This window comes from Kitasatospora sp. NPDC094015 (assembly GCF_040304075.1).
Lineage (GTDB): Bacteria > Actinomycetota > Actinomycetes > Streptomycetales > Streptomycetaceae > Kitasatospora.
This window is the reverse complement of sequence record NZ_JBEOUL010000006.1, coordinates 95,828-115,853: the sequence shown is the minus strand read 5'-3', so window position 1 is coordinate 115,853 and position 20,026 is coordinate 95,828. Positions and strand designations below refer to the sequence as shown.

The window sequence follows — 20,026 nt, the reverse complement described above, 5'->3', positions numbered from 1 at the left end:
TCGGACTACCAGCGGTAGTGCGCGAAGGCCTTGTTGGACTCGGCCATCTTGTGCGTGTCCTCGCGACGCTTCACGGAAGCGCCCAGGCCGTTGCTGGCGTCGAGGATCTCGTTGAGCAGACGCTCGGTCATGGTCTTCTCGCGACGGGCGCGGGAGTAACCGACCAGCCAGCGCAGCGCCAGGGTGTTGGCGCGGCCCGGGCGGACCTCGACCGGCACCTGGTAGGTGGCGCCACCGACGCGGCGGGACTTGACCTCAAGGGTCGGCTTGACGTTCTCCAGCGCGCGCTTGAGCGCGATCACCGGGTCGGCGCCGGTCTTCTCACGGACGCCCTCGAGGGCGCCGTAGACGATCCGCTCGGCGGTGGAGCGCTTGCCGTGCAGCAGGATCTTGTTGACCAGCGAAGTCACCAGCGGGGAGCCGTAAACCGGGTCGATGATGACCGGGCGCTTCGGGGCGGGGCCCTTACGAGGCATTCTTACTTCTCCTTCTTGGCGCCGTAGCGGCTGCGAGCCTGCTTGCGGTTCTTGACACCCTGGGTGTCGAGGGAACCGCGGATGATCTTGTAGCGGACACCAGGAAGGTCCTTCACACGACCACCGCGCACCAGCACGATGGAGTGCTCCTGCAGGTTGTGGCCCTCGCCCGGGATGTAAGCGGTGACCTCGATCCCGCTGGTGAGGCGCACACGGGCGACCTTACGAAGCGCCGAGTTCGGCTTCTTCGGGGTGGTCGTGTACACACGCGTGCAGACCCCACGGCGCTGCGGGGAACCCTTCAGCGCGGGAGTCTTGTTCTTCTCGACCTTGTCCTGCCGGCCCTTTCGGACCAGCTGCTGGATCGTAGGCACCGTTTCTCCGTTTTCTGTGTGCCAAGGCTGGGTGTAACTAACCTGCGGTGTTCCCTCCACTCACCGACCCACGCGGTCGGGTGTGTTGGGCCTCTTCGGGGGAAGAATCGCGGAATCCCATGAGCTCGTGTGCAGCGACCACGCGGGCGGAGCGGGTGAACCACTCCGCAACGGCGACCGGTCTGCTGGCACGCACAAGGACCCGGGCACACCCCAGGCACAAGGTCAGAGCGTACCTAGCGCATCGGCGGCGGTCAAAACAAATGCATCGTCGCAGGTCGCGCCCACCATGGTGGGCGGAGCCCGCGGAGCACCCCGGGGACGGGCCGCACTACCACAGATCCGGACCGGCCGCACGCCGGGGGCGGGGCGGGTCGGCCGGATCACACCGTCCGGCGGGCGCGGCCGTCAGGAGACCGCGCTGCCGAGCACGCCGAGCAGCAGGAGCAGCCCCCATCCGGCGGTGCACAGCCAGCCGATCACCAGGCCGGCGCCGGCCATCCCGTCGCCCTCCTCGCCCGACCTGCGGATCTGCGCCCTGGCCAGGTGGCCGGTGATCACCGCGGGCACCGCGGTGCTGCCGAACGACACCAGGCAGAACAGCCCGAGCACCAGCGAGGTGACCGCCAGCCGGTTGGTCGCCGGCCGCGGCGGCGGGGGCGGCGGCAGGAAGGTCTGCGGCACCGGCTGCGCCTGCGGGGTGACGAACGGCACCGGCATCGGCCCGGCCGGCAGGTCCGCCACCAGCTGGCTGAGCTGACCGTACGTCTGCGCGCGGTGGACGGCGTCGAAGCGCTGGGAGTACTCCTCGGCGGACAGCCGGCCCTCCGCGTAGGCGGCCTTGAGCACGTCGACGGTGCGCTCCCGGTCCGCGTGCGAGGCGCGCATCGCGGCCTGCAGGGCGGCCTGCGAGGCGACCGGCTGGACGGGGGCCTGGTAGACGACCGGCGGCGGCTGCTGCTGGTACGGCGCCGGGTACTGCGGCGGCGGACCGAACTGCCCGTACGTCGGGGCCTGCGCCTGCTTCGGCTGCTGCCACCACGGCTGTCCGGCCATCCGGGCCACCTCCCCAAGCACGGCGCGCACGTGCGCCCACCCGTCGCGCGGCGATCGCGCTCCCTCAGCATGCAGGACGATCGGCGGGCCCAACTAGTTCGCCGCCGCGCCGTGGTTCGCACCGGCGGCCCCCGCCGGGTGGGGGCTGCCGCGGGCCGACGGTCGGTGAGAAGGTGGGGGCACCGCGCCGCCCGTGGGGCGGAACCCGTCCCAGGAGGAGAGAGACCGCCCATGCAGGCGCCGTCCGCACCGCCGTCCGTCGCCGTCAGTCTGCAGGGCCTGTGGAAGAGGTTCGGCGAGCAGACCGCCGTGGCGGGCCTGACCCTCGATCTGCCGGCCGGCTCGTTCGTCGGTCTGGTCGGTCCGAACGGGGCCGGCAAGACGACCACGCTGTCGATGGCCACCGGACTGCTGCGCCCCGACCAGGGCACCGTGCTGATCCACGGCGCGGACGTGTGGCGCGATCCGGTCGCGACCAAGGCCCGGATCGGCATCCTGCCGGAGGGGCTGCGGATGTTCGAGCGGCTCAGCGGCCGGGAGCTGCTGCAGTACAACGGACGGCTGCGCGGCCTGCCCGCGGCCGAGGTCGACCGGCGGGCCGAGGACCTGCTGACCGTGCTCGACCTGGCGGCGGCCGGCGACAAGCTGGTGGCCGACTACTCGACCGGCATGCGCAAGAAGATCGGCCTGGCCGCCGCGCTGCTGCACAACCCCGACGTGCTCTTCCTGGACGAGCCGTTCGAGGGGGTCGACCCGGTCTCCGCGCAGACCATCCGCGGCGTGCTCGGCCGGTACGCGGCCTCGGGCTCCACGGTGGTCTTCTCCAGCCACGTGATGGAGCTGGTGGAGCAGCTGTGCGACTGGGTGGCGGTGATCAGCGCCGGGCAGGTGATCGCCCAGGGGCCGCTGGACACCGTGCGCGGCGGGCGCTCGCTGCACGCCGCCTTCCTGGAGCTGATCGGCGTCCGCGCGGACGCCGGCGGGCAGCTCGACTGGCTCGGCGGCGCCCGGTGAGCGCGGCGGCGGACGCGGCCCCGGCCGGCGCCGCGGCGGCCGGCACGGCACCGGCGGGCGGCGCCGTGCCGCCGGGCCGCGCGGTGGTGCGCGCGCTGGTCTCGCTCAAGCTCCGGCTGCTCGGCAACGGCCTGCGGCGCAGCCCCGGCCGGCGGGCGGTCTACCTGATCGGCTCGCTGCTGGGGCTGCTGTTCACCGCGCTGGTGGCGGCGGCGGTGGCGTCGCTGCACGGGCACGCGGGCGCGGCGGACGCGGCCGCGCTGCTGGCCGCCGCGCTGACCATCGGCTGGGCCGCGGTGCCGCTGTTCCTGTTCACCGGCGACGAGAGCGCCGACCCGACCCGGCTGACCATGCTGCCGCTGCGGCCCGGGCCGCTGCTGCGCGGTTCGGTGCTGGCCGCCCTGATCGGGCCGGGGCCGGTGCTGTCGCTGCTGCTGCTCGCGGGCGGCGCGGTGGCGGCGGCGGACGGGGCCGGCTCCGTGGTGGTCGCGGTGGTCGGCGTGCCGCTGGCCGCGGTGACCCTGGTGGTGCTCTCCCGGGCGGTCGCGGCCGGCAACGCGCAGCTGCTGTCCAGCCGGCGCGGCAAGGACTTCGCGATCTTCGGCGGGCTGCTGTTCGCGGTGCTGATCCAGGTCGGGAACCTGGTCTTCCAGAGCGCCTTCGGCCGGCCGGGCGCCTCGCTGGACCTCTCGCCGCTGGAGCCGTACGCGGCGGTGCTGCGCTGGATCCCGCCGGTCGCGGCGCTGGACGCGGTGCGCAGCGCGGGCGAGGGCTCGTACCCGGTGGCGGTGGCCCAGCTGGCGCTGACCGCCGGGCTGCTGGCGCTGCTGCTGCGCTGGTGGCACGCCAGCCTGCGGCAGCTGATGGTGACCACGGACGCCTCCACCCTGGTGGCCACCCGCGGGGCGGGCAGCACGCGGGCCTGGGGGCTGCTGCCGGACGGGCGGCCGGGCGCGGTGATGCAGCGGCACCTGCGGTACGCCTGGCGGGAGCCGCGGGCCAAGGCCGCGATCTTCACCAGCGTCGGGATGGCGGTGGTGTTCTGCCTGCTGTCGATCGTCCAGGGCTGGTCCTCGGTGTACGTGGTGGCGCTGGCCGGGCTGATGCTCGGGCTCCAGATGGTGAACCTGTTCGGGATGGACGGTTCGGCGTTCTGGATGGTCGCGGCGAGCCTCGGCACCCGGGCGCAGGCCCGGGACGAGCTGCGCGGGCGGGCATACGCGGTGCTCTCGTACGCGGTGCCGCTGGTGCTGGTGCTCGGGGTGGTGCTGGCCGCGGCCACCGGTCAGTGGGGCTCGCTGGCACCGGCGCTGGGGCTGACCCTGGCTGGTCTGGGCTGCGGGATCGGGCTGGGCGCGCTGCTGAGCGTGCTGGCGCCGTACGCGATGCCGGCCGACGGCAACCCGATGCGGGGCGCGGCGCCCGGGCAGACCGGGGTGGTGCTGCTGAACAGCTTCGGCTCGATGGTCGGGGTGGCGGTGCTGACGCTGCCGGTCGGCGGGCTGCTGCTGTGGCTGCTGGACTCCGGCGGCCCGGCCTGGACGGTGCTGCCGGCGGGCCCGGTGTACGGGGCGCTGGTGGCGGTGGGCGGGCTGCGGTTCGCCGCCGGGCGGCTGCTGGACCGGCTGCCGGAGATCCTGGCCGTGGTGACCGAGCGCTGAACCCGGGCGAAGCCCCGTCCCGGCGGCCGTCGCGCCGCTATCATCCTGCTCGCTGGGGGGCCGGCAGCCGGGCACGCGGCCGGGCTGGGCCACCTCCCGGGGGAGGCCGCGGCCGATGAGGCTGACCGAGTACGGCTGGCTGGACAGCCCCGCCTGGGGTCAGGTGCTGCTGCCGCTGCTGGTGGCGGGGGCGGTGCTGCGGGTGCTGGGCCTCGGGGTGCTGCGCGGCAGCCAGCGCGGCCACCGGTTCCGGCTGGTCGGCCGGGAGCGCCGGCGCGAGATCCGCACCCGGTACGCCGAGGACGCCTCCCGGCGGCAGAGCGCGCTGCGGCAGCTGAACGCCGACTGGCCGCCGCACCGGATCGCGTCGGCGGTGGAGCCGGTGCTCACCGGGCTGGTGTTCGCCGGCGCGGTCGTGCTGGCGCTGGCCGGCGCCTGGGTGCGGCAGCGGACCGGCCTGCTGGGGCCGTCGGACTGGACCGCGTACCGGGAGAGCCCGCCGTGGCCGGCCTCCTCGGCGCTCGCGGCGCTGACCGGCGGTGCGCCGGGCGGCCCGGCGGCGGCGGTGCTGGCGCTGGTGCTGGCGGCGGCGTGGCTGGCGCTGTGGGCGCGGACCAGGTTCCTGGTGCTGTGCTCGCGGATGCCCTCCGGGACCTGGGAGCACTCTGCGGTGCGGCGCTACCTGGTGCCGCTGCTGGCGGGCGCCCTGGTGCTGTCCCTGGCGCTGGTGCCGGTGGCCGTGCTGGCCGCGGCGGCGCTGTGGCAGCTCTGCTCGCTGTTCCAGGCCCGGACGCTGCACCACGCGCCGCCGGTGCGCACCCCTCCCCCGCTGGACGGCGGCCCGGCCGCCGCCAAGGCGCCGCCGGGGGCGACCCGGCGCACCGTCGACGGGATCGGCGAGCGGTTCGAGCAGGCCCGGGCGGCCCGGGCGACGCGGCGGGTGCAGGAGGAGCGCGAGCACCGGGCACGGCTCGCGGCGGCCGAGGCCCGGGCGCAGGTGGACGCCCGGGATGCGGAGATCGCGGCGATGGTGCTGGCGCGCTCGCAGGCGCTGCGCGATCAGGCCCGGGCGGCGGCGGGCCCGGCACCGGCCCCCACCGCGCCGGACCCGACCGCGCGCGACGCTGCCCGCGACGCCCCGGTGCGGGAGGCCACCGCACGCGATCCGGGCCCGCAGGACGACCGGCCGGCCCCCGTGGTGTCCTGCGGGCCGCTGCCGCCGGGCGCGCCCGCCGCCATCGGCTCGTACCGCCTGCTGGGCCTGATCGGCGCGGGCGGCATGGGCACGGTGTACCTGGCCCGGCGGCACGGTTCGGCGACCCAGGTCGCGCTGAAGACCCTGCACGCGGACCTGCTCGGCGACGCCGAACTGCTGCGGCGCTTCGAGAACGAGGCCGCCGTGCTGGCCCAGGTGCCGGAGGCGTACACGGCCAAGGTGCTCGGCAGCGGCGTCGCCGACGGCGTGCCCTACATCGCGATGGAGCTGCTGGACGGCCGGCCGCTCGGCAGCCACCTGCGCGCCCACGGCGCCTTCGGCTCCGGCGAGGCGCTGCGGGCGCTGGCCCTGGCCCTGGCGGTGGCGCTGGACGGGCTGCACGGGCGCGGCCTGGTGCACCGCGACCTGAAGCCGGCCAACATCATGATGACCACCGACGGTCCCAAGCTGCTCGACTTCGGCATCGCCCGGATGATCGACCAGACCCGGATCACCCGCACCGGCGGCAGCATCGGCACCCCCGCGTACATGGCGCCCGAGCAGATCCGGGACGGCGCGATCGGGCCCGCCGCGGACGTCTGGGCCTGGGGCTGCTGCGTGGTCGCGGCCGCGTACGGCAACAGCCCGTTCACCGCCGAGAACCTGTTCGCGATCTACCCGAAGGTGCTGGAGCAGCCGCCCGAGCCGGCCGCGCTCGGCGCCGTCCGGGCGCTCGACCCGGCGCTGGCCGCGGTCGTCGAGCGGGCGCTGGCCAAGGCCCCGGCGGACCGGCCGGCCGACGGCGCGGCCCTGCTCGACCTGCTGCGCCCGGGGGCCGTGCAGGGCGCGATCGGTTCGGAGATCGTGCTGGGCTGGCGGACGCTGCGGCTGTGAGGCGACACCGGGCACGCGGGGTTCCCGGGCGCGCTCGGGCATCATGGCTGGGGTGCCCGGGACCGGGTACGCGGGCGAGCAGAGGCGAAGAGACCGTGGGCAAGCGCAGCAGGGACGAGCAGGGCTCGGCCGCCGGAGGACTGCTGGCGCAGGCCGTGCAGCAGGTGGTGGCGGCGCCCGCGGACCGGCTGGACCACGCGCTGGACGGCGGTGCCTCGCTGCTGGCCGCCTCCGCCGAGCAGTGGCCGCAGGTCAGCCGCGCGGTGCTGGCGCACGCCGAGCAGGCCGTCGGCAGCCGGTGGACGGCGGGCTGGCGGCCGGCCGACCTGGTCCGGGTGGTGCGGCGGGCGCTCGGGCCGGTGCACCTGGCGCTGGCGGTGGACCTGATCGCGGCCGAGGGGCGCCGGCACCCGGCGACCACGCTGGACCGGCGCTGGCAGGAGCAGCTGCGCGAGCTGGCCGCCGAGGCGTGGTGGCCGGGCGACGAGGAGTACCTCGGCGCGTTCGCCGACCGGCACCGGCTGGACCGGTTCGCCCTGGCGACCGCGGTCCTCGAACTGCTGCGGGCCTGGGCGCACCTGCCGCCGATCGCGCCGGTCGGGCCGGTGCCCGGGCGGGCGCCGGTGCGGGCGAGCGGTCCGGTGGCCGGCGAGCCGCGGATGCTCGGGCGGATCCGGGCCCTGCTGGCCAAGGCCGAGTCGACCGAGTACCCGGAGGAGGCCGAGGCGCTGACCGCCAAGGCCCAGCAGCTGATGGCGCAGCACTCGATCGACGAGGCCCTGCTGGCGGCCGGGGCGCCGGGCAAGGACGCCCCGGGGGCGCTGCGGATCGGCGTGGACAACCCGTACGAGAGCCCGAAGGCGATGCTGCTGGACGCCGTCGCGGCGGCCAACCGGGCGCGGGTGGTGTGGGCCAAGGAGTTCGGCTTCTGCACGATCATCGGCTTCGACGCCGACCTGGACGCGGTGGAGCTGCTGTACACCTCGCTGCTGGTGCAGGCGACCTCGGCGATGCACCGGGCGGGCAGCCGCAAGCACCAGGACGGCGCGCCGCGGACCAAGGCGTTCCGGCAGTCCTTCCTGGTGGCGTACGCGGCGCGGATCCGGGAGCGGCTGACGGCCGCCACCGAGCGGACCGTGGAGCAGGCCGCGGCCGGCCGGCACCTGCGCGAGGACGGCAGTTCGGAGCAGCTGGTGCCGGACGAGCGGCTGCTCCCGGCGCTCGCCGCGCGCGAGGCGGCGGTCGACGACACGGTCGGCAAGATGTTCCCGAAACTCACCTCGCAGCGGGTGCGGGTGAGCGATGGTGAGGGCTGGGCGGCCGGGCGGGCCGCCGCGGACCGGGCCGCGCTGCACGGGCGGGCCGGCTCGATCGCGCGCTGAGGCGCGCCGCCGGGCCCCGTACGACAGGACGGCAGGACCGATGGACGGACAAGGGGCGGGTGGGGCGGGTATGACGACGGGTTTCACGGAACGGGTGCGCGGGTCGCTGCTGGGCGGGGCGGTCGGTGACGCGCTCGGCTGGCCGGTGGAGTTCCAGCGGCTGGACCTGATCAGGGAGCGGTTCGGCCCCGCCGGGGTGACCGGCCTGAACGGGTCCGAGGTCACCGACGACACCCAGATGACGCTGTTCACCGCCGAGGGCCTGCTGCGCGGCGGCACCGCGGCCGCGGTGAAGGCGGCCTACCAGCGCTGGCTGCTGACCCAGCGGTTGTCCGGCCCGGAGCGGGAGCCGGACGGCTGGCTGCTCGGCCTGCCGTTCCTGTACGCCTCGCGGGCCCCGGGCAACGCCTGCCTGAGCGGTCTGATCGAGTGGCCGCGCCACGAGCCGGCCGCGCCGTTCGGGCAGGAGGGCCCGATCAACCCGCACTCCAAGGGCTGCGGCACGGTGATGCGCTCGGCGCCGTTCGGGCTGCTCCGGCTGGGGCCGCAGCGGGCGTTCGAACTGGCCGCGGAGTGCGCGCAGTTGACGCACGGACACCCGACCGGGTACCTGGCCGCCGGCGCGTTCGCCGCGCTGCTGGACCGGGTGGCGGCCGGGACGCCGCTGCGGGAGGCCGTGACGCTGACCATCGAGCAGACCGCCGGTTACCCGCGCGGCGGGGAGACCGTGCGGGCCCTGGAGCGGGCGGGGCGGATCGCCGACGAGGGCCCGGGGACGGCGGAGGCGGTGGAGCGGGTCGGGCTGGGCTGGATCGCCGAGGAGTGCCTGGCCGTCGCGGTGTACGCGGCGCTGGCCGGCGCCGACGCCCGGGGGGCCCTGCTGCTCTCGGTGAACCACTCCGGCGACAGCGACTCCACCGGCGCGGTCTGCGGCAACCTGGTCGGCGCGGTGTACGGCGAGGCCGCGCTGCCGGCCGGCTGGACGGGCGCGGTGGAGGGCCGGGAGACGGTGCTCCAGGTCGCCGACGACCTGGCCGCGGTGGCAGCGGGCGCCGACCCGGCGGACCTCGACGGGCGGTACCCGGCATGGGTCTGAGCCTGGAGAAGGTGTCGGCCGTCGCGCCCGGCCTGGTGAACCTCTCCAAGTCGGCGCAGGTCAGCCTGGACAAGGCCGGCCTGGACGGCGCCCGGGCCGCCGTGTACCTGGTGCTGGACCGCTCCGGCTCGATGCGGCCGTTCTACCGCGACGGCACCGTGCAGCGCTTCGCCGAACAGGTGCTCGCGCTCTCCACCCGGCTGGACGACGACGGCGTGGTGCCGGTGGTGTTCTTCTCCACCGGCGTGGACGGCGTCGCGGAACTCGCCCTGACCGGCTACCAGGGGAGGATCGGCAAGCTGCACGCCGCGTACGGGCACCTCGGCCGGACCAACTACCACCTGGCCATGAAGGCGGTGATCGCGCACTACCAGCGCTCCGGCGCGGTCGACCCCGGCCTGGTGATCTTCCAGACGGACGGTGGGCCGACCTCGCGCGCCGCGGCCCGGGACATGCTCTGCCTGGCCGCCGAACTCCCGCTGTACTGGCAGTTCGTCGGCTTCGGCGACCCCGACGACCAGGAGTTCGGGTTCCTGCGCCGGCTGGACGAGCTCCCGGTGCCCCGGCGCCGGCCGGTCGACAACGCGGGCTTCTTCCCGGCCAGCCGCGCCCCCGGCACGGTGCCCGACCGCGAGCTGTACGACCGCCTGCTGGACGGCTACCCGCAGTGGCTCGACGCGGCACGCGCGGCCGGGATCCTGCCGGCCCCCTGACCGGCCGCCCGGTCAGGGGGCCGGGCACGGCGCGCCCGGCCTCGGTCAGTCCCAGAGCGCGCCGAGCGCCAGGAGCTCCTCGCGGTACTCGATCCGCTCCGCCCACTCCCGCGGCCAGGCCGCCTCGCCGTGCCGGGCGCCGGCGAACGCCCCGGCCAGGCAGGCCAGCGAGTCGGAGTCGCCGGAGGAGTACGCGGCCCGGCGCACCGCCGCCACCGGGTCGTCGGGCAGCAGCAGGAAGCACAGCAGCGCGGTGCCGAAGGCCTCCTCCGCGATCCAGCCCGCCCCGGTGACCTCGCACGGGTCGGCGTCGACCTCCGGCCGGGCCAGCGCGGCGTCCACCCGGTCCAGCTCGACCAGGCACTCGTCCCAGCCCCGGGCGATGAACTCCTCGGGCGAGTGGTCGTGCGCGTGCGCCGCCAGGTCGCCCAGCCAGAACGCGTCGTAGCGGGTGCGGGCCGCCGTCGCGTGCGCCCGCAGCAGGGCGGGCAGCTCGCCCGGCTCCGCGCCGGCCACCAGCAACCGCACGGTGAGCGCGGTGAGTTCACTGGCGGCGAGCGCGGTCGGGTGGCCGTGCGTCAGCGCCGACTGGAGCTGCGCCACCCCGGAGAACTGACGGCCGGTGAGGCCGGGCAGCAGCCCGACCGGGGCGACCCGCATGTTGGCGCCGCAGCCCTTGGAGCCGAGGTCGCTCGCCTCCTGCCAGCGGCGCTCGGGCCGGCTGAGCCGGAAGCAGGCCTTCAGACAGGTCATCCCGGGGGCACGGTCGTTGTCCGGGGAGCGCCACCAGTCCACGAACTCCTCCCGCACCGGGTGCTCGACCCGCAGCGGGGTCAACGGACCGCGCTGCGCGGCGGTGCGCAGGCCCCGGGCGAGGGCCAGCGTCATCTGGGTGTCGTCGGTGACGCGGGCCTTGCCGGGCAGCGGCAGCTGCCGCCAGTCCGGGCACGACCGGGCGATCTCCTCGTAGGTCAGGAATTCGGTCGGGTGCCCCAGCGCGTCCCCGATCGCCAGGCCCAGCAGGGTGCCCGTCGCGCGTCCCATGGTCTCTTCCCCTCAGATCTCGACCTGCAGGCCGGCCAGCCCGCGGATCACGTAGCCCGGCCGCCACTCGGGCTCGCGGACCAGCCGCAGCCCGGGTGCCCGTCGCAGCAGCGCCCCGAACGACTCGGTCAGCTCCATCCTGGCGAGCGGGGCGCCGAGGCAGAAGTGAATTCCCGCGCCGAAGGTGATGTGCGGGTTGTCGGTGCGCCCGAGGTCCAGCCGGTCCGGGTCGGCGAAGCGGGCCGGGTCGCGGTTGGCGGACCCGAACAGCAGCGCCACCTCGGAGCCGCGCGGGATGGTCGTCCCGGCCACCTCGATGTCCTCCAGCACCCAGCGCTCGAACATCTGCAGCGGGGTGTCCCAGCGCATCAGCTCCTCGACCGCGGTGGGCAGCAGCTCGTCCACCGCCCCGCGCAGCCGGGCGAGTTCGCCGGGGTTGCGGAACAGTGCCCACCAGCCGTTCCCGGTGGTGTTGACGGTCGCCTCGTGGCCCGCGTTGAGCAGCAGCACGCAGGTGGACACCATCTCCTGCTCGCTGAGCGCGTCCGTACCCTCCTGGGCCTGGATCAGCGCGCTGATCAGGTCGGGGCCGGGCGCCGCCCGCCGCTCGCGGATCAGGGCGCGCAGGTAGTCGGAGAACTCCACGCTGGCCCGCACCGCCCGGGTGGCCGTCTCGGCCGACGGGTTCAGCTCGAACATCCCGGTGATGTCGGCCGACCAGGGCCGCAGCAGGTGCCGGTCGGACTCCGGGACGCCCAGCATCTCGGCGATCACCGCGACCGGCAGCGGCTCGGCGACGGCGGCGATCAGGTCGCCGCCGCCGTCCGCGAGCAGGCCGGTGACCAGGTCGTCGGCCAGCCCGGCCACCGTCGGGCGCAGCGACTCCACCATCCGCGGGGTGAAGGCCTTGGACACCAGCCGGCGGATCCGGGTGTGGTCCGGGGCCTCCAGGTCGAGCAGCCCGTGGTCGTTGAGGGTGTGGAACGGCTCGTGCGCCGGGTCGGGCGCCGGGCGGCCGAATTCCTCGTGGCCGTAGCGGTGCGTGTAGGTGCGGCCCAGCCGCCGGTCCCGCAGCAGCGCGCTGACGTCGGCGTAGCGGGCGACCAGCCACTGCCCGGTCGGCTCGTAGTGGCTGACCGGGTCGTGCTCGCGCAGCCGGGCGTAGGCCTCGTACGGGTGCGCCACGAACTCGGCCGACCACGGGTCGAAGGTGTCGATCGCCATTGACCACTCCTGTTCGTCGGGCTGCCCATGCTATTGACCGACCGGACCGAAGTGATCACCCGGCGGCCGATCCTTTCGGTCCCGGCCGGCCGTTCCAGCGGGGTTGCCCGGGGGCGATCACTCCCCCGCGATCAGCCGGCGCACCAGTTCCGGCAGCGCGGTGGAGATCGGCTCGCGGATCAGCTCGTCGGCCGCCGGGTCGTACGGGGTGGGCTCGGCGTTCATCACGATCAGCCGGGCGCCGTGCTCCAGCGCGATCCCGGGCAGCGCGGCCACCGGGTGCACCTGCAGGGTGCTGCCGACGGCGACGAACAGGTCGCAGGCCTTGGCGATGGCCTCGGCCTGCCCCAGCACCGCCGGGTCCAGGGTCTCGCCGAACATCACCGTGCAGGGCTTGAGCACCCCGCCGCAGTCCGGGCAGGCCGGGTCCGGCTCGCCCGCGGCCACCCGCTCCAGGGCGGCCGCCATCGCGCTGCGCACCCGGCAGCGCAGGCACTGCACCTGGTGCGCGGTGCCGTGCAGTTCGAGCACCTTGCGCGCGGGGAGTCCGGCCCGCTGGTGCAGACCGTCGACGTTCTGGGTGAGCACCCGCACCGGCAGCCCGCTGCGCTCCAGCTCGACCAGCGCCAGGTGGCCCGGGTTGGGCTCGGCCGCGAGCGCACCGGTCCGCGCGCGCAGCTGCCAGGCCCGACGGCGCACCTCGGGATCGGCCCGGTACGGACCGATGGTGACCAGCTCCTGCGCGCTCGGATCGCGCTGCCACAGGCCGTTCGGGCCGCGGTAGTCGGGGATGCCGGAGTCGGTGGAGATGCCCGCGCCGGTCAGGACGGCGATCAGGGGGCGGTTCGCGTTCACACCCCCGGACGGTACGGGCCGGGCCGCCGTGGGCGCGACCGGTTTGCGCGCGGCCGGGCGCGGGGCTGTCGCCCAGGTGGGCGCCGCCCCGAAAACCGGGTGCGGCCGGGCTCCGACGGCCCCAGACTGCACGGGAATCCACGACCCGGAGGAGTTCCGTGCAGGGTGCCGTCGCCGTCTCACCGTCCGAGGTCCCCGAGCTGCTGCTCGGCCTGGCCACCGTCCGGCCGGTGTTCCTGTGGGGAGCGCCGGGCATCGGGAAGTCCTCGCTGGTACGGGAGTTCGCCGACTCGCTGGGGCTGGAGTGCGTGAGCCTGATCGGCACCCAGCTGGCCCCGGAGGACCTGATCGGCGTCCCGCAGATCACCCCGCAGGGCCGCTCCCGGTTCTGCCCGCCGGAGTCGATCGCCCGCGACGAGCCGTACTGCCTGTTCCTGGACGAGCTCAACGCGGCCACCCCGGACGTCCAGAAGGCCTTCTACTCGCTGATCCTGGACCGCCGGATCGGCTCATACGAGCTGCCGCCCGGCTCGATCGTGATCGGCGCCGGCAACCGCGCCACCGACGGCGCGCTGGCCCGCCCGATGGCCTCCGCCCTGGTCAACCGGCTGGTCCACGTACACCTGCGGGCCAGCGCCACCGACTGGCTGCGCTGGGCCGCCGGCCACGGCATCCACCCCTGGGTCACCGACTACCTGACGGACCGCCCCGACCACCTCTGGTCGGCGCCGCCCAGGACCGAGGAGCCGTTCTCCACCCCGCGCGCCTGGCACATGCTCTCCGACGCCCTGCACTCCTTCGGCCCGACCCTGGAGGAGCCCACCCTCAAGGTGCTCGCGCACGGGCTGCTCACCCCGCAGCACGCGGTCGGCTTCTGCGGCTACGCCAAGATCGTCCGCAACTCCTACGGCCTGGACGCGATCCTCAAGGGCGACGCCCGCTGGCCGCACCGGCCGGAGGACCGCGACCTGCTCCACTACCTGGCCGACTCCTTCCGCACCCGCCTGGTCAAGGAACTGCCCGCCCGCAAGGAGCACGCCTCCAACGCGCTGCGGCAGACCGCCTACCGGGCCAAGACCCTGCTGGTCCAGCTGGCCGAGATCTCCGTCGAGGTGGCCCAGACCGTGATCGCGGACGGGCCGGACGGCAACCCCGTGCTGCCCGCCTGGTTCCTGGTCGAGGCCGCCCGCGACATGCCCCGCCTGGTCGAGGCCCGCCGGTGACACCCCGCACCCGCCGGACGGGCCGGGCCGGCCGGGCCGAGGAGCCGGCCGCCGACCCGACCGCCGAGGCCTTCGCCGCCGGCGTCCGGCTGCTGCAGGCCAACCACGCGCTCGCCGCGGTGGACGCCCGGATCTGCCGGTCGCCCGAGTGCGCGCGGTGCCCCACCGACGGCTGGGCCGTCGCCGACTCCAACGGCACCGTGCACGCGAACCCCCGCCGCCGGGCCGAACCCGCCGAGTGGGCCTGGGTGCTGGCGCACTGCCTGCTCCACCTCGGCTTCGGCCACGTCCCGGCCGCCGAGGGCCGCCGCACCCCGCCCGACCAGCACGACCTGGCCGCCCGCTGCGCGGTGGTGATCCGCTTCCAGGCCACCTTCGGCCCCGGACGCGCCCCGTTCGACCTGCCCGCGCTCCCCGGCGGGGACGAGGAGGAGCTCGCCGCCCGCTGGCGCCGTGACGGCCCGCCGCCGCTGCCGAACCCGGGCGGCGCCGGCGGCGACCAACTGCTGCTGCCCTGGGACCGGCAGCGCCCGCCCGAGGACTGGACGCTGGCCTTCGCCGCCGCGCTCACCCGCACCATGTCCGCCGCGATGGACGTGGCCGGCGGCCGCCGCGACGAGCTGACCGGCGAGCGCGTCCCCGAGCGGCCCTGGCACCGGGCGCTCAACTGGTTCATCTCCTCCTACCCGCTGCTCGGCGGCCTGGCCGCCGGCATCACCCTGGTCGCCGACGCCGAACTGGCCCGCGCCCAGGGCATCGCCGTCGCCGCCGTCAACGCCGAGGCCGGCGAGATCTACCTCAACCCGCTGCGCCACCACACCGACCTGGAGTGGCGGTTCGTCCTCGCCCACGAGATGCTGCACGCCGCCCTGCGGCACGGCGACCGCTGCGGGGCCCGCGACCCGTTCCTGTTCAACGTCGCCGCCGACTACGTGATCAACGGCTGGCTGCTGGAGATGGGCGTCGGCGAGATGCCCGAGGGCCTGCTGCACGACCCCGCGCTGGCCGGCCTGTCGGCCGAGGAGGTCTACGACCGGATCGTCCGCGACCAGCGCCGGATCCGCCGCCTCGCCACCCTGGCCGGCAAGGGGCGGCCCGACCTGCTCGGCGAGCCGCTCGGCCCCCCGCGCGACTACGTCGACCTGGACACCTTCTACCGCCGCGGCCTCCAGCAGGGCTTCGAGCTGCACCGGCGCGAACGCGGGCTGCTCCCCGCCGGCCTGGTCGAGGAGATCCGCGCCCTCGCCCACCCGCCACTGCCCTGGGACGCCCGGCTGGCCCGCTGGTTCGACGCGTACGTGCCCTCCCCGGTCGCGCACCGCAGCTACGCGCGCCCCTCGCGCCGCCAGGCCGCCACCCCGGACATCCCGCGGGCCGGACGGTACTTCCCGCCGGAGGAGGTGGCCCGCTGCACCTTCGGCGTCGTCCTGGACACCTCCGGCTCGATGGACCGCCGGCTGCTCGGCAAGGCGCTCGGCGCGATCGCCTCCTACGCCGCGGCCCGCGAGGTCCCGGCCGCCCGGGTGGTGTTCTGCGACGCCGCCGCGTACGACGCCGGGTACCTGCCGCCCGAGCAGATCGCCGGCCGGGTCCGGGTCCGCGGCCGGGGCGGCACCGCCCTGCAGCCCGGCATCGACCTGCTGGAGCGGGCGGAGGACTTCCCGCCCGGCGCGCCCGTCCTGGTCATCACCGACGGCGAGTGCGACGTGCTGCGGATCCGCCGCGAGCACGCCTACCTGCTCCCCCGGGGCGCCGCCCTCCCGTTCACGGCCCGCGGCCCGCTCTTCGCCGTGCACTGACCCGCGCGCCGCCGGACCCGCGAACGCCGCAGGGCGGCCACCCCTGGTGGGGTGACCGCCCTGCGGCGTGACCGTGGACTCAGCCGGTGTACGGGCCGTAGTCGTAGTCGTCCAGCGGGACCGCCTGGCCGGAGCCGGCGCCGAAGGGCGACAGGTCGTAGTCGTCGTAGCCGACGGCCGAGTACATCGCGGCCTTGGCCTCCTCGGTCGGCTCGACCCGGATGTTGCGGTAGCGGGGCAGACCCGTACCGGCCGGGATGAGCTTACCGAGGATGACGTTCTCCTTGAGGCCCAGCAGCGGGTCCGACTTGGCGTGGATCGCCGCGTCGGTGAGCACCCGGGTCGTCTCCTGGAAGGAGGCGGCCGACAGCCAGGACTCGGTGGCCAGCGAGGCCTTGGTGATACCCATCAGCTGCGGACGGCCGGAGGCGGGGTGGCCGCCCTCGGACACCACGCGACGGTTCTCGGTCTCGAAGCGCCCACGCTCGACGAGCTCGCCCGGGAGCAGCTCGGCGTCGCCCGACTCGATGATCGTCACGCGGCGGAGCATCTGCCGGATGATGATCTCGATGTGCTTGTCGTGGATCGACACACCCTGCGAGTTGTAGACCTTCTGGACCTCGGCCACCAGGTGGATCTGGACGGCACGCTGGCCCATGATGCGCAGGACGTCGTGCGGGTTCATCGTGCCGGCCGTCAGCTTCTGGCCGACGGAGACCGCCTCGCCCTCGCTGACCAGCAGCTTGATGCGCTTCGAGATCGGGTAGGCGATCTCGTCGGTGCCGTCGTCGGGGGTGACGACGATCTTGCGGGTCTTCTCGGTGTCCTCGATGCGGACCCGGCCGTCGGCCTCGGAGACCGGGGCGACACCCTTCGGGGTACGCGCCTCGAAGAGCTCGACGACACGCGGCAGACCCTGGGTGATGTCGTCACCGGCCACACCACCGGTGTGGAAGGTACGCATGGTCAGCTGGGTACCGGGCTCACCGATGGACTGGGCGGCGATGATGCCGACCGCCTCACCGATGTCGACCAGCTTGCCGGTGGCCAGCGAGCGGCCGTAGCACATGGCGCAGGTGCCGACCGCCGACTCACAGGTGAGGATCGAGCGGGTCTTGACCTCGCTGATGCCGTGCCGGATCAGCTCGTCGATCAGCACGTCACCGAGGTCGGTGTTGGCGGTGGCAAGGAGCTTGCCGTCCACCGTGATGTCCTCGGCGAGCATGCGGGCGTAGACGCTGGTCTCGACGTCGTCGGCCTTGCGCAGGATGCCGTCCGCACCCACGGAACCGATCGGCAGCTTGAGGCCGCGCTCGGTGCCGCAGTCCTCCTCGCGAATGATGACGTCCTGGGAGACGTCGACCAGACGACGGGTGAGGTAGCCGGAGTCGGCGGTACGCAGGGCGGTGTCGGCCAGACCCTTACGGGCACCATGGGTGGAGATGAAGTACTCCAGCACGGACAGGCCCTCACGGAACGAGGCCTTGATGGGACGCGGGATGGTCTCGTTCTTGGCGTTCGACACCAGACCACGCATACCGGCGATCTGCCGCATCTGCATCATGTTTCCACGGGCACCCGAGTCCACCATCATGAAGATGGGGTTGGTCTTCGGGAAGTTCGCGGACATGGCCTCGGCGACCTCGTTGGTCGCGCGGGTCCAGATGCCGATGAGCTCGCTCTTGCGCTCGTCGTTGGTGATCAGACCGCGCTCGTACTGCTTCTGGACCTTCTCCGCCTGCGCCTCGTAGCCCTCGAGGATCTGGGGCTTGCTCGGCGGGACGATGACGTCCGAGATCGAGACGGTGACACCGGAACGGGTCGACCAGTGGAAGCCGGCCGCCTTCAGGTTGTCCAGCGTCGCGGCGACGACGACCTTGGGGTAGCGCTCGGCCAGGTCGTTGACGATCGCGGAGAGCTGCTTCTTGCCCACCTCGTAGTCGACGAACGGGTAGTTCTCCGGCAGCAGCTCGTTGAAGAGCGCCCGGCCGAGGGTGGTGCCGAGCCGGAACGACTCGCCCTCGAACCAGGTCGGCTGACCCTCCTCGTCCACCGGCACGGTCCAGCCGCGCGGCGGCACGGTGCCGGCGGGCAGGCGCAGGTCGATGGCGGCCTGGACGTCCAGCTCGCGGGCGTCGAAGGCCATGATCGCCTCGGCGGTCGAGGAGAAGGAGCGGCCGGCGCCCTTCACCTCGTCGCGGTCCGAGGTGAGGAAGAACAGACCGAGCACCATGTCCTGGGTCGGCATGGTGACGGGGCGACCGTCGGCCGGCTTCAGGATGTTGTTCGAGGACAGCATCAGGATGCGGGCCTCGGCCTGCGCCTCCGCGGAGAGCGGCAGGTGGACGGCCATCTGGTCACCGTCGAAGTCCGCGTTGAACGCGGTGCAGACGAGCGGGTGGATCTGGATGGCCTTGCCCTCGACCAGCTGCGGCTCGAAGGCCTGGATGCCGAGGCGGTGCAGGGTGGGCGCACGGTTCAGCAGCACCGGGTGCTCGGCGATGACCTCTTCGAGGACGTCCCACACCACGGGGCGGGCGCGCTCGACCATGCGCTTGGCCGACTTGATGTTCTGCGCGTGGTTCAGGTCGACCAGGCGCTTCATCACGAACGGCTTGAAGAGCTCCAGCGCCATGGCCTTGGGCAGACCGCACTGGTGCAGCTTGAGCTGCGGGCCGACGACGATGACCGAACGGGCCGAGTAGTCGACGCGCTTGCCGAGCAGGTTCTGACGGAAACGACCCTGCTTGCCCTTGAGCATGTCGGACAGCGACTTCAGCGGACGGTTGCCGGGGCCCGTGACCGGGCGACCACGACGGCCGTTGTCGAAGAGCGCGTCGACGGCCTCCTGGAGCATGCGCTTCTCGTTGTTCACGATGATCTCGGGCGCGCCGAGGTCGAGAAGCCGCTTCAGGCGGTTGTTGCGGTTGATCACGCGGCGGTACAGGTCGTTCAGGTCGGAGGTCGCGAAGCGGCCACCGTCCAGCTGCACCATCGGACGCAGGTCCGGCGGGATGACCGGGACGCAGTCCAGCACCATGCCCTTGGGCTTGTTGCTGGTCTGCAGGAACGCGGAGACGACCTTGAGGCGCTTGAGCGCACGGGTCTTCTTCTGGCCCTTGCCGGTGCGGATGATCTCGCGGAGGCGCTCGGCCTCCTCGGCGAGGTCGAAGCTCTCCAGGCGGTCCTTGAGCGCCGCGGCGCCCATCGAGCCGGAGAAGTAGGTGCCGAAGCGGTCGCGCAGCTCGCGGTAGAGCAGCTCGTCGCCCTCGAGGTCCTGGACCTTGAGGTTCTTGAAGCGGGCCCACACCTCGTCGAGGCGGTCCAGCTCGCGCTGGGCGCGGTCGCGCAGCTGCTTCATCTCGCGCTCGGCACCCTCGCGCACCTTGCGGCGCACGTCGGCCTTGGCACCCTCGGCCTCGAGCTCGGCCAGGTCGGTCTCGGCCTTCTTGGCCCGGCCTTCCAGGTCGGCGTCGCGGCGGTTCTCGATCTGCTGGCGCTCGACCGAGATGTGCGCCTCGAGGGACGGCAGGTCGCGCTGGCGACGCTCGTCGTCCACCCAGGTGATCATGTAGGCGGCGAAGTAGATGACCTTCTCGAGGTCCTTCGGCGCCAGGTCCAGCAGGTAGCCCAGGCGGGACGGGACACCCTTGAAGTACCAGATGTGGGTGACCGGGGCGGCCAGCTCGATGTGGCCCATCCGCTCACGGCGCACCTTGGCGCGGGTCACCTCGACGCCGCAGCGCTCACAGATGATGCCCTTGAAGCGGACGCGCTTGTACTTACCGCAGTAGCACTCCCAGTCCCGGGTGGGACCGAAGATCTTCTCGCAGAAAAGGCCATCCTTTTCCGGCTTCAGCGTGCGGTAGTTGATGGTCTCCGGCTTCTTGACCTCGCCGTGGGACCACTGGCGGATGTCGTCGGCGGTGGCCAGGCCGATGCGGAGCTCGTCGAAGAAGTTGACGTCAAGCACTGGTCGTCAAGCCCTCTTTCGTAATTCGAGAGTTTGTCTGTGGTCTG

15 protein-coding genes are annotated in these 20,026 nt (G+C 74.0%); 8 read left to right on the top strand and 7 right to left on the bottom strand.

The genetic code is table 11. The annotated features are described in order from the left end of the window. Positions 1–5 precede the first annotated feature (5 nt). The 3 genes from rpsG to ABT014_RS09970 all read right to left on the bottom strand — a co-directional run bounded on the left by rpsG (position 6) and on the right by ABT014_RS09970 (position 1,906). The gene (gene rpsG / locus ABT014_RS09980; protein ID WP_033822197.1) at positions 6–476 is read right to left on the bottom strand and encodes a 30S ribosomal protein S7; all 471 of its coding nucleotides are present in this window, start codon (positions 474–476) and stop codon (positions 6–8) included. Positions 477–478: 2 nt separating this feature from the next. Beyond that, a complete protein-coding gene (gene rpsL, locus ABT014_RS09975; RefSeq protein WP_014144289.1) occupies positions 479–850 on the bottom strand; it encodes a 30S ribosomal protein S12 in 372 nt (123 codons plus the stop codon). A gap of 408 nt (positions 851–1,258) precedes the next feature. Beyond that, positions 1,259–1,906 (bottom strand): DUF1707 and DUF4190 domain-containing protein, encoded by a 648-nt coding sequence (locus ABT014_RS09970; protein ID WP_350638197.1) that lies wholly within the window; start codon positions 1,904–1,906, stop codon positions 1,259–1,261. A gap of 231 nt (positions 1,907–2,137) precedes the next feature. Here ABT014_RS09970 and ABT014_RS09965 point away from each other — a divergent pair, with 231 nt between their 5' ends. The 6 genes from ABT014_RS09965 to ABT014_RS09940 all read left to right on the top strand — a co-directional run bounded on the left by ABT014_RS09965 (position 2,138) and on the right by ABT014_RS09940 (position 9,861). Beyond that, positions 2,138–2,920: an ABC transporter ATP-binding protein gene (locus ABT014_RS09965; protein WP_350638196.1), complete on the top strand. Its 783-nt coding sequence runs from the start codon at positions 2,138–2,140 to the stop codon at positions 2,918–2,920. Further along, positions 2,917–4,581, top strand: coding sequence for a transporter (locus ABT014_RS09960; protein WP_350638195.1), 1,665 nt, complete (start codon positions 2,917–2,919; stop codon positions 4,579–4,581). Before ABT014_RS09965 ends, ABT014_RS09960 begins: the two co-directional genes overlap by 4 nt. Positions 4,582–4,696: 115 nt before the next feature. Beyond that, positions 4,697–6,670 carry a serine/threonine-protein kinase gene (locus ABT014_RS09955; protein ID WP_350638194.1) on the top strand — a complete coding sequence of 658 codons (1,974 nt, stop codon included), beginning with the start codon at positions 4,697–4,699 and terminating at the stop codon, positions 6,668–6,670. A gap of 95 nt (positions 6,671–6,765) precedes the next feature. After that, on the top strand, positions 6,766–8,052 hold the full coding sequence (locus tag ABT014_RS09950) for a DUF2786 domain-containing protein (protein WP_350638192.1): 1,287 nt from the start codon (positions 6,766–6,768) through the stop codon (positions 8,050–8,052). Positions 8,053–8,122: 70 nt separating this feature from the next. Continuing rightward, on the top strand, positions 8,123–9,148 hold the full coding sequence (locus ABT014_RS09945; protein WP_350638191.1) for an ADP-ribosylglycohydrolase family protein: 1,026 nt from the start codon (positions 8,123–8,125) through the stop codon (positions 9,146–9,148). Next, positions 9,139–9,861: a VWA domain-containing protein gene (locus ABT014_RS09940; protein ID WP_350638190.1), complete on the top strand. Its 723-nt coding sequence runs from the start codon at positions 9,139–9,141 to the stop codon at positions 9,859–9,861. Before ABT014_RS09945 ends, ABT014_RS09940 begins: the two co-directional genes overlap by 10 nt. 45 nt (positions 9,862–9,906) lie before the next feature. Here ABT014_RS09940 and ABT014_RS09935 read toward each other — a convergent pair whose 3' ends face one another. From ABT014_RS09935 to ABT014_RS09925, 3 genes are all read right to left on the bottom strand, one after another. Next, entirely contained in the window at positions 9,907–10,905 is a 999-nt protein-coding gene (locus tag ABT014_RS09935) for an ADP-ribosylglycohydrolase family protein (RefSeq protein WP_350638189.1), read from the bottom strand. 12 nt (positions 10,906–10,917) lie between these two features. Then, a complete protein-coding gene (locus ABT014_RS09930; protein WP_350638188.1) occupies positions 10,918–12,129 on the bottom strand; it encodes a cytochrome P450 in 1,212 nt (403 codons plus the stop codon). Positions 12,130–12,246: 117 nt separating this feature from the next. Next, positions 12,247–12,984 carry an SIR2 family NAD-dependent protein deacylase gene (locus tag ABT014_RS09925; protein WP_350638187.1) on the bottom strand — a complete coding sequence of 246 codons (738 nt, stop codon included), beginning with the start codon at positions 12,982–12,984 and terminating at the stop codon, positions 12,247–12,249. 158 nt (positions 12,985–13,142) lie between these two features. Here ABT014_RS09925 and ABT014_RS09920 point away from each other — a divergent pair, with 158 nt between their 5' ends. Beyond that, on the top strand, positions 13,143–14,207 hold the full coding sequence (locus ABT014_RS09920; RefSeq protein ID WP_350638185.1) for an ATP-binding protein: 1,065 nt from the start codon (positions 13,143–13,145) through the stop codon (positions 14,205–14,207). Beyond that, positions 14,204–16,006 carry a vWA domain-containing protein gene (locus ABT014_RS09915; RefSeq protein WP_350638184.1) on the top strand — a complete coding sequence of 601 codons (1,803 nt, stop codon included), beginning with the start codon at positions 14,204–14,206 and terminating at the stop codon, positions 16,004–16,006. Before ABT014_RS09920 ends, ABT014_RS09915 begins: the two co-directional genes overlap by 4 nt. Positions 16,007–16,085: 79 nt before the next feature. Here the strand turns inward: ABT014_RS09915 and ABT014_RS09910 are convergent, their stop codons facing one another. Next, positions 16,086–19,979, bottom strand: coding sequence for a DNA-directed RNA polymerase subunit beta' (locus tag ABT014_RS09910; protein ID WP_350638183.1), 3,894 nt, complete (start codon positions 19,977–19,979; stop codon positions 16,086–16,088). Positions 19,980–20,026: the final 47 nt, after the last annotated feature.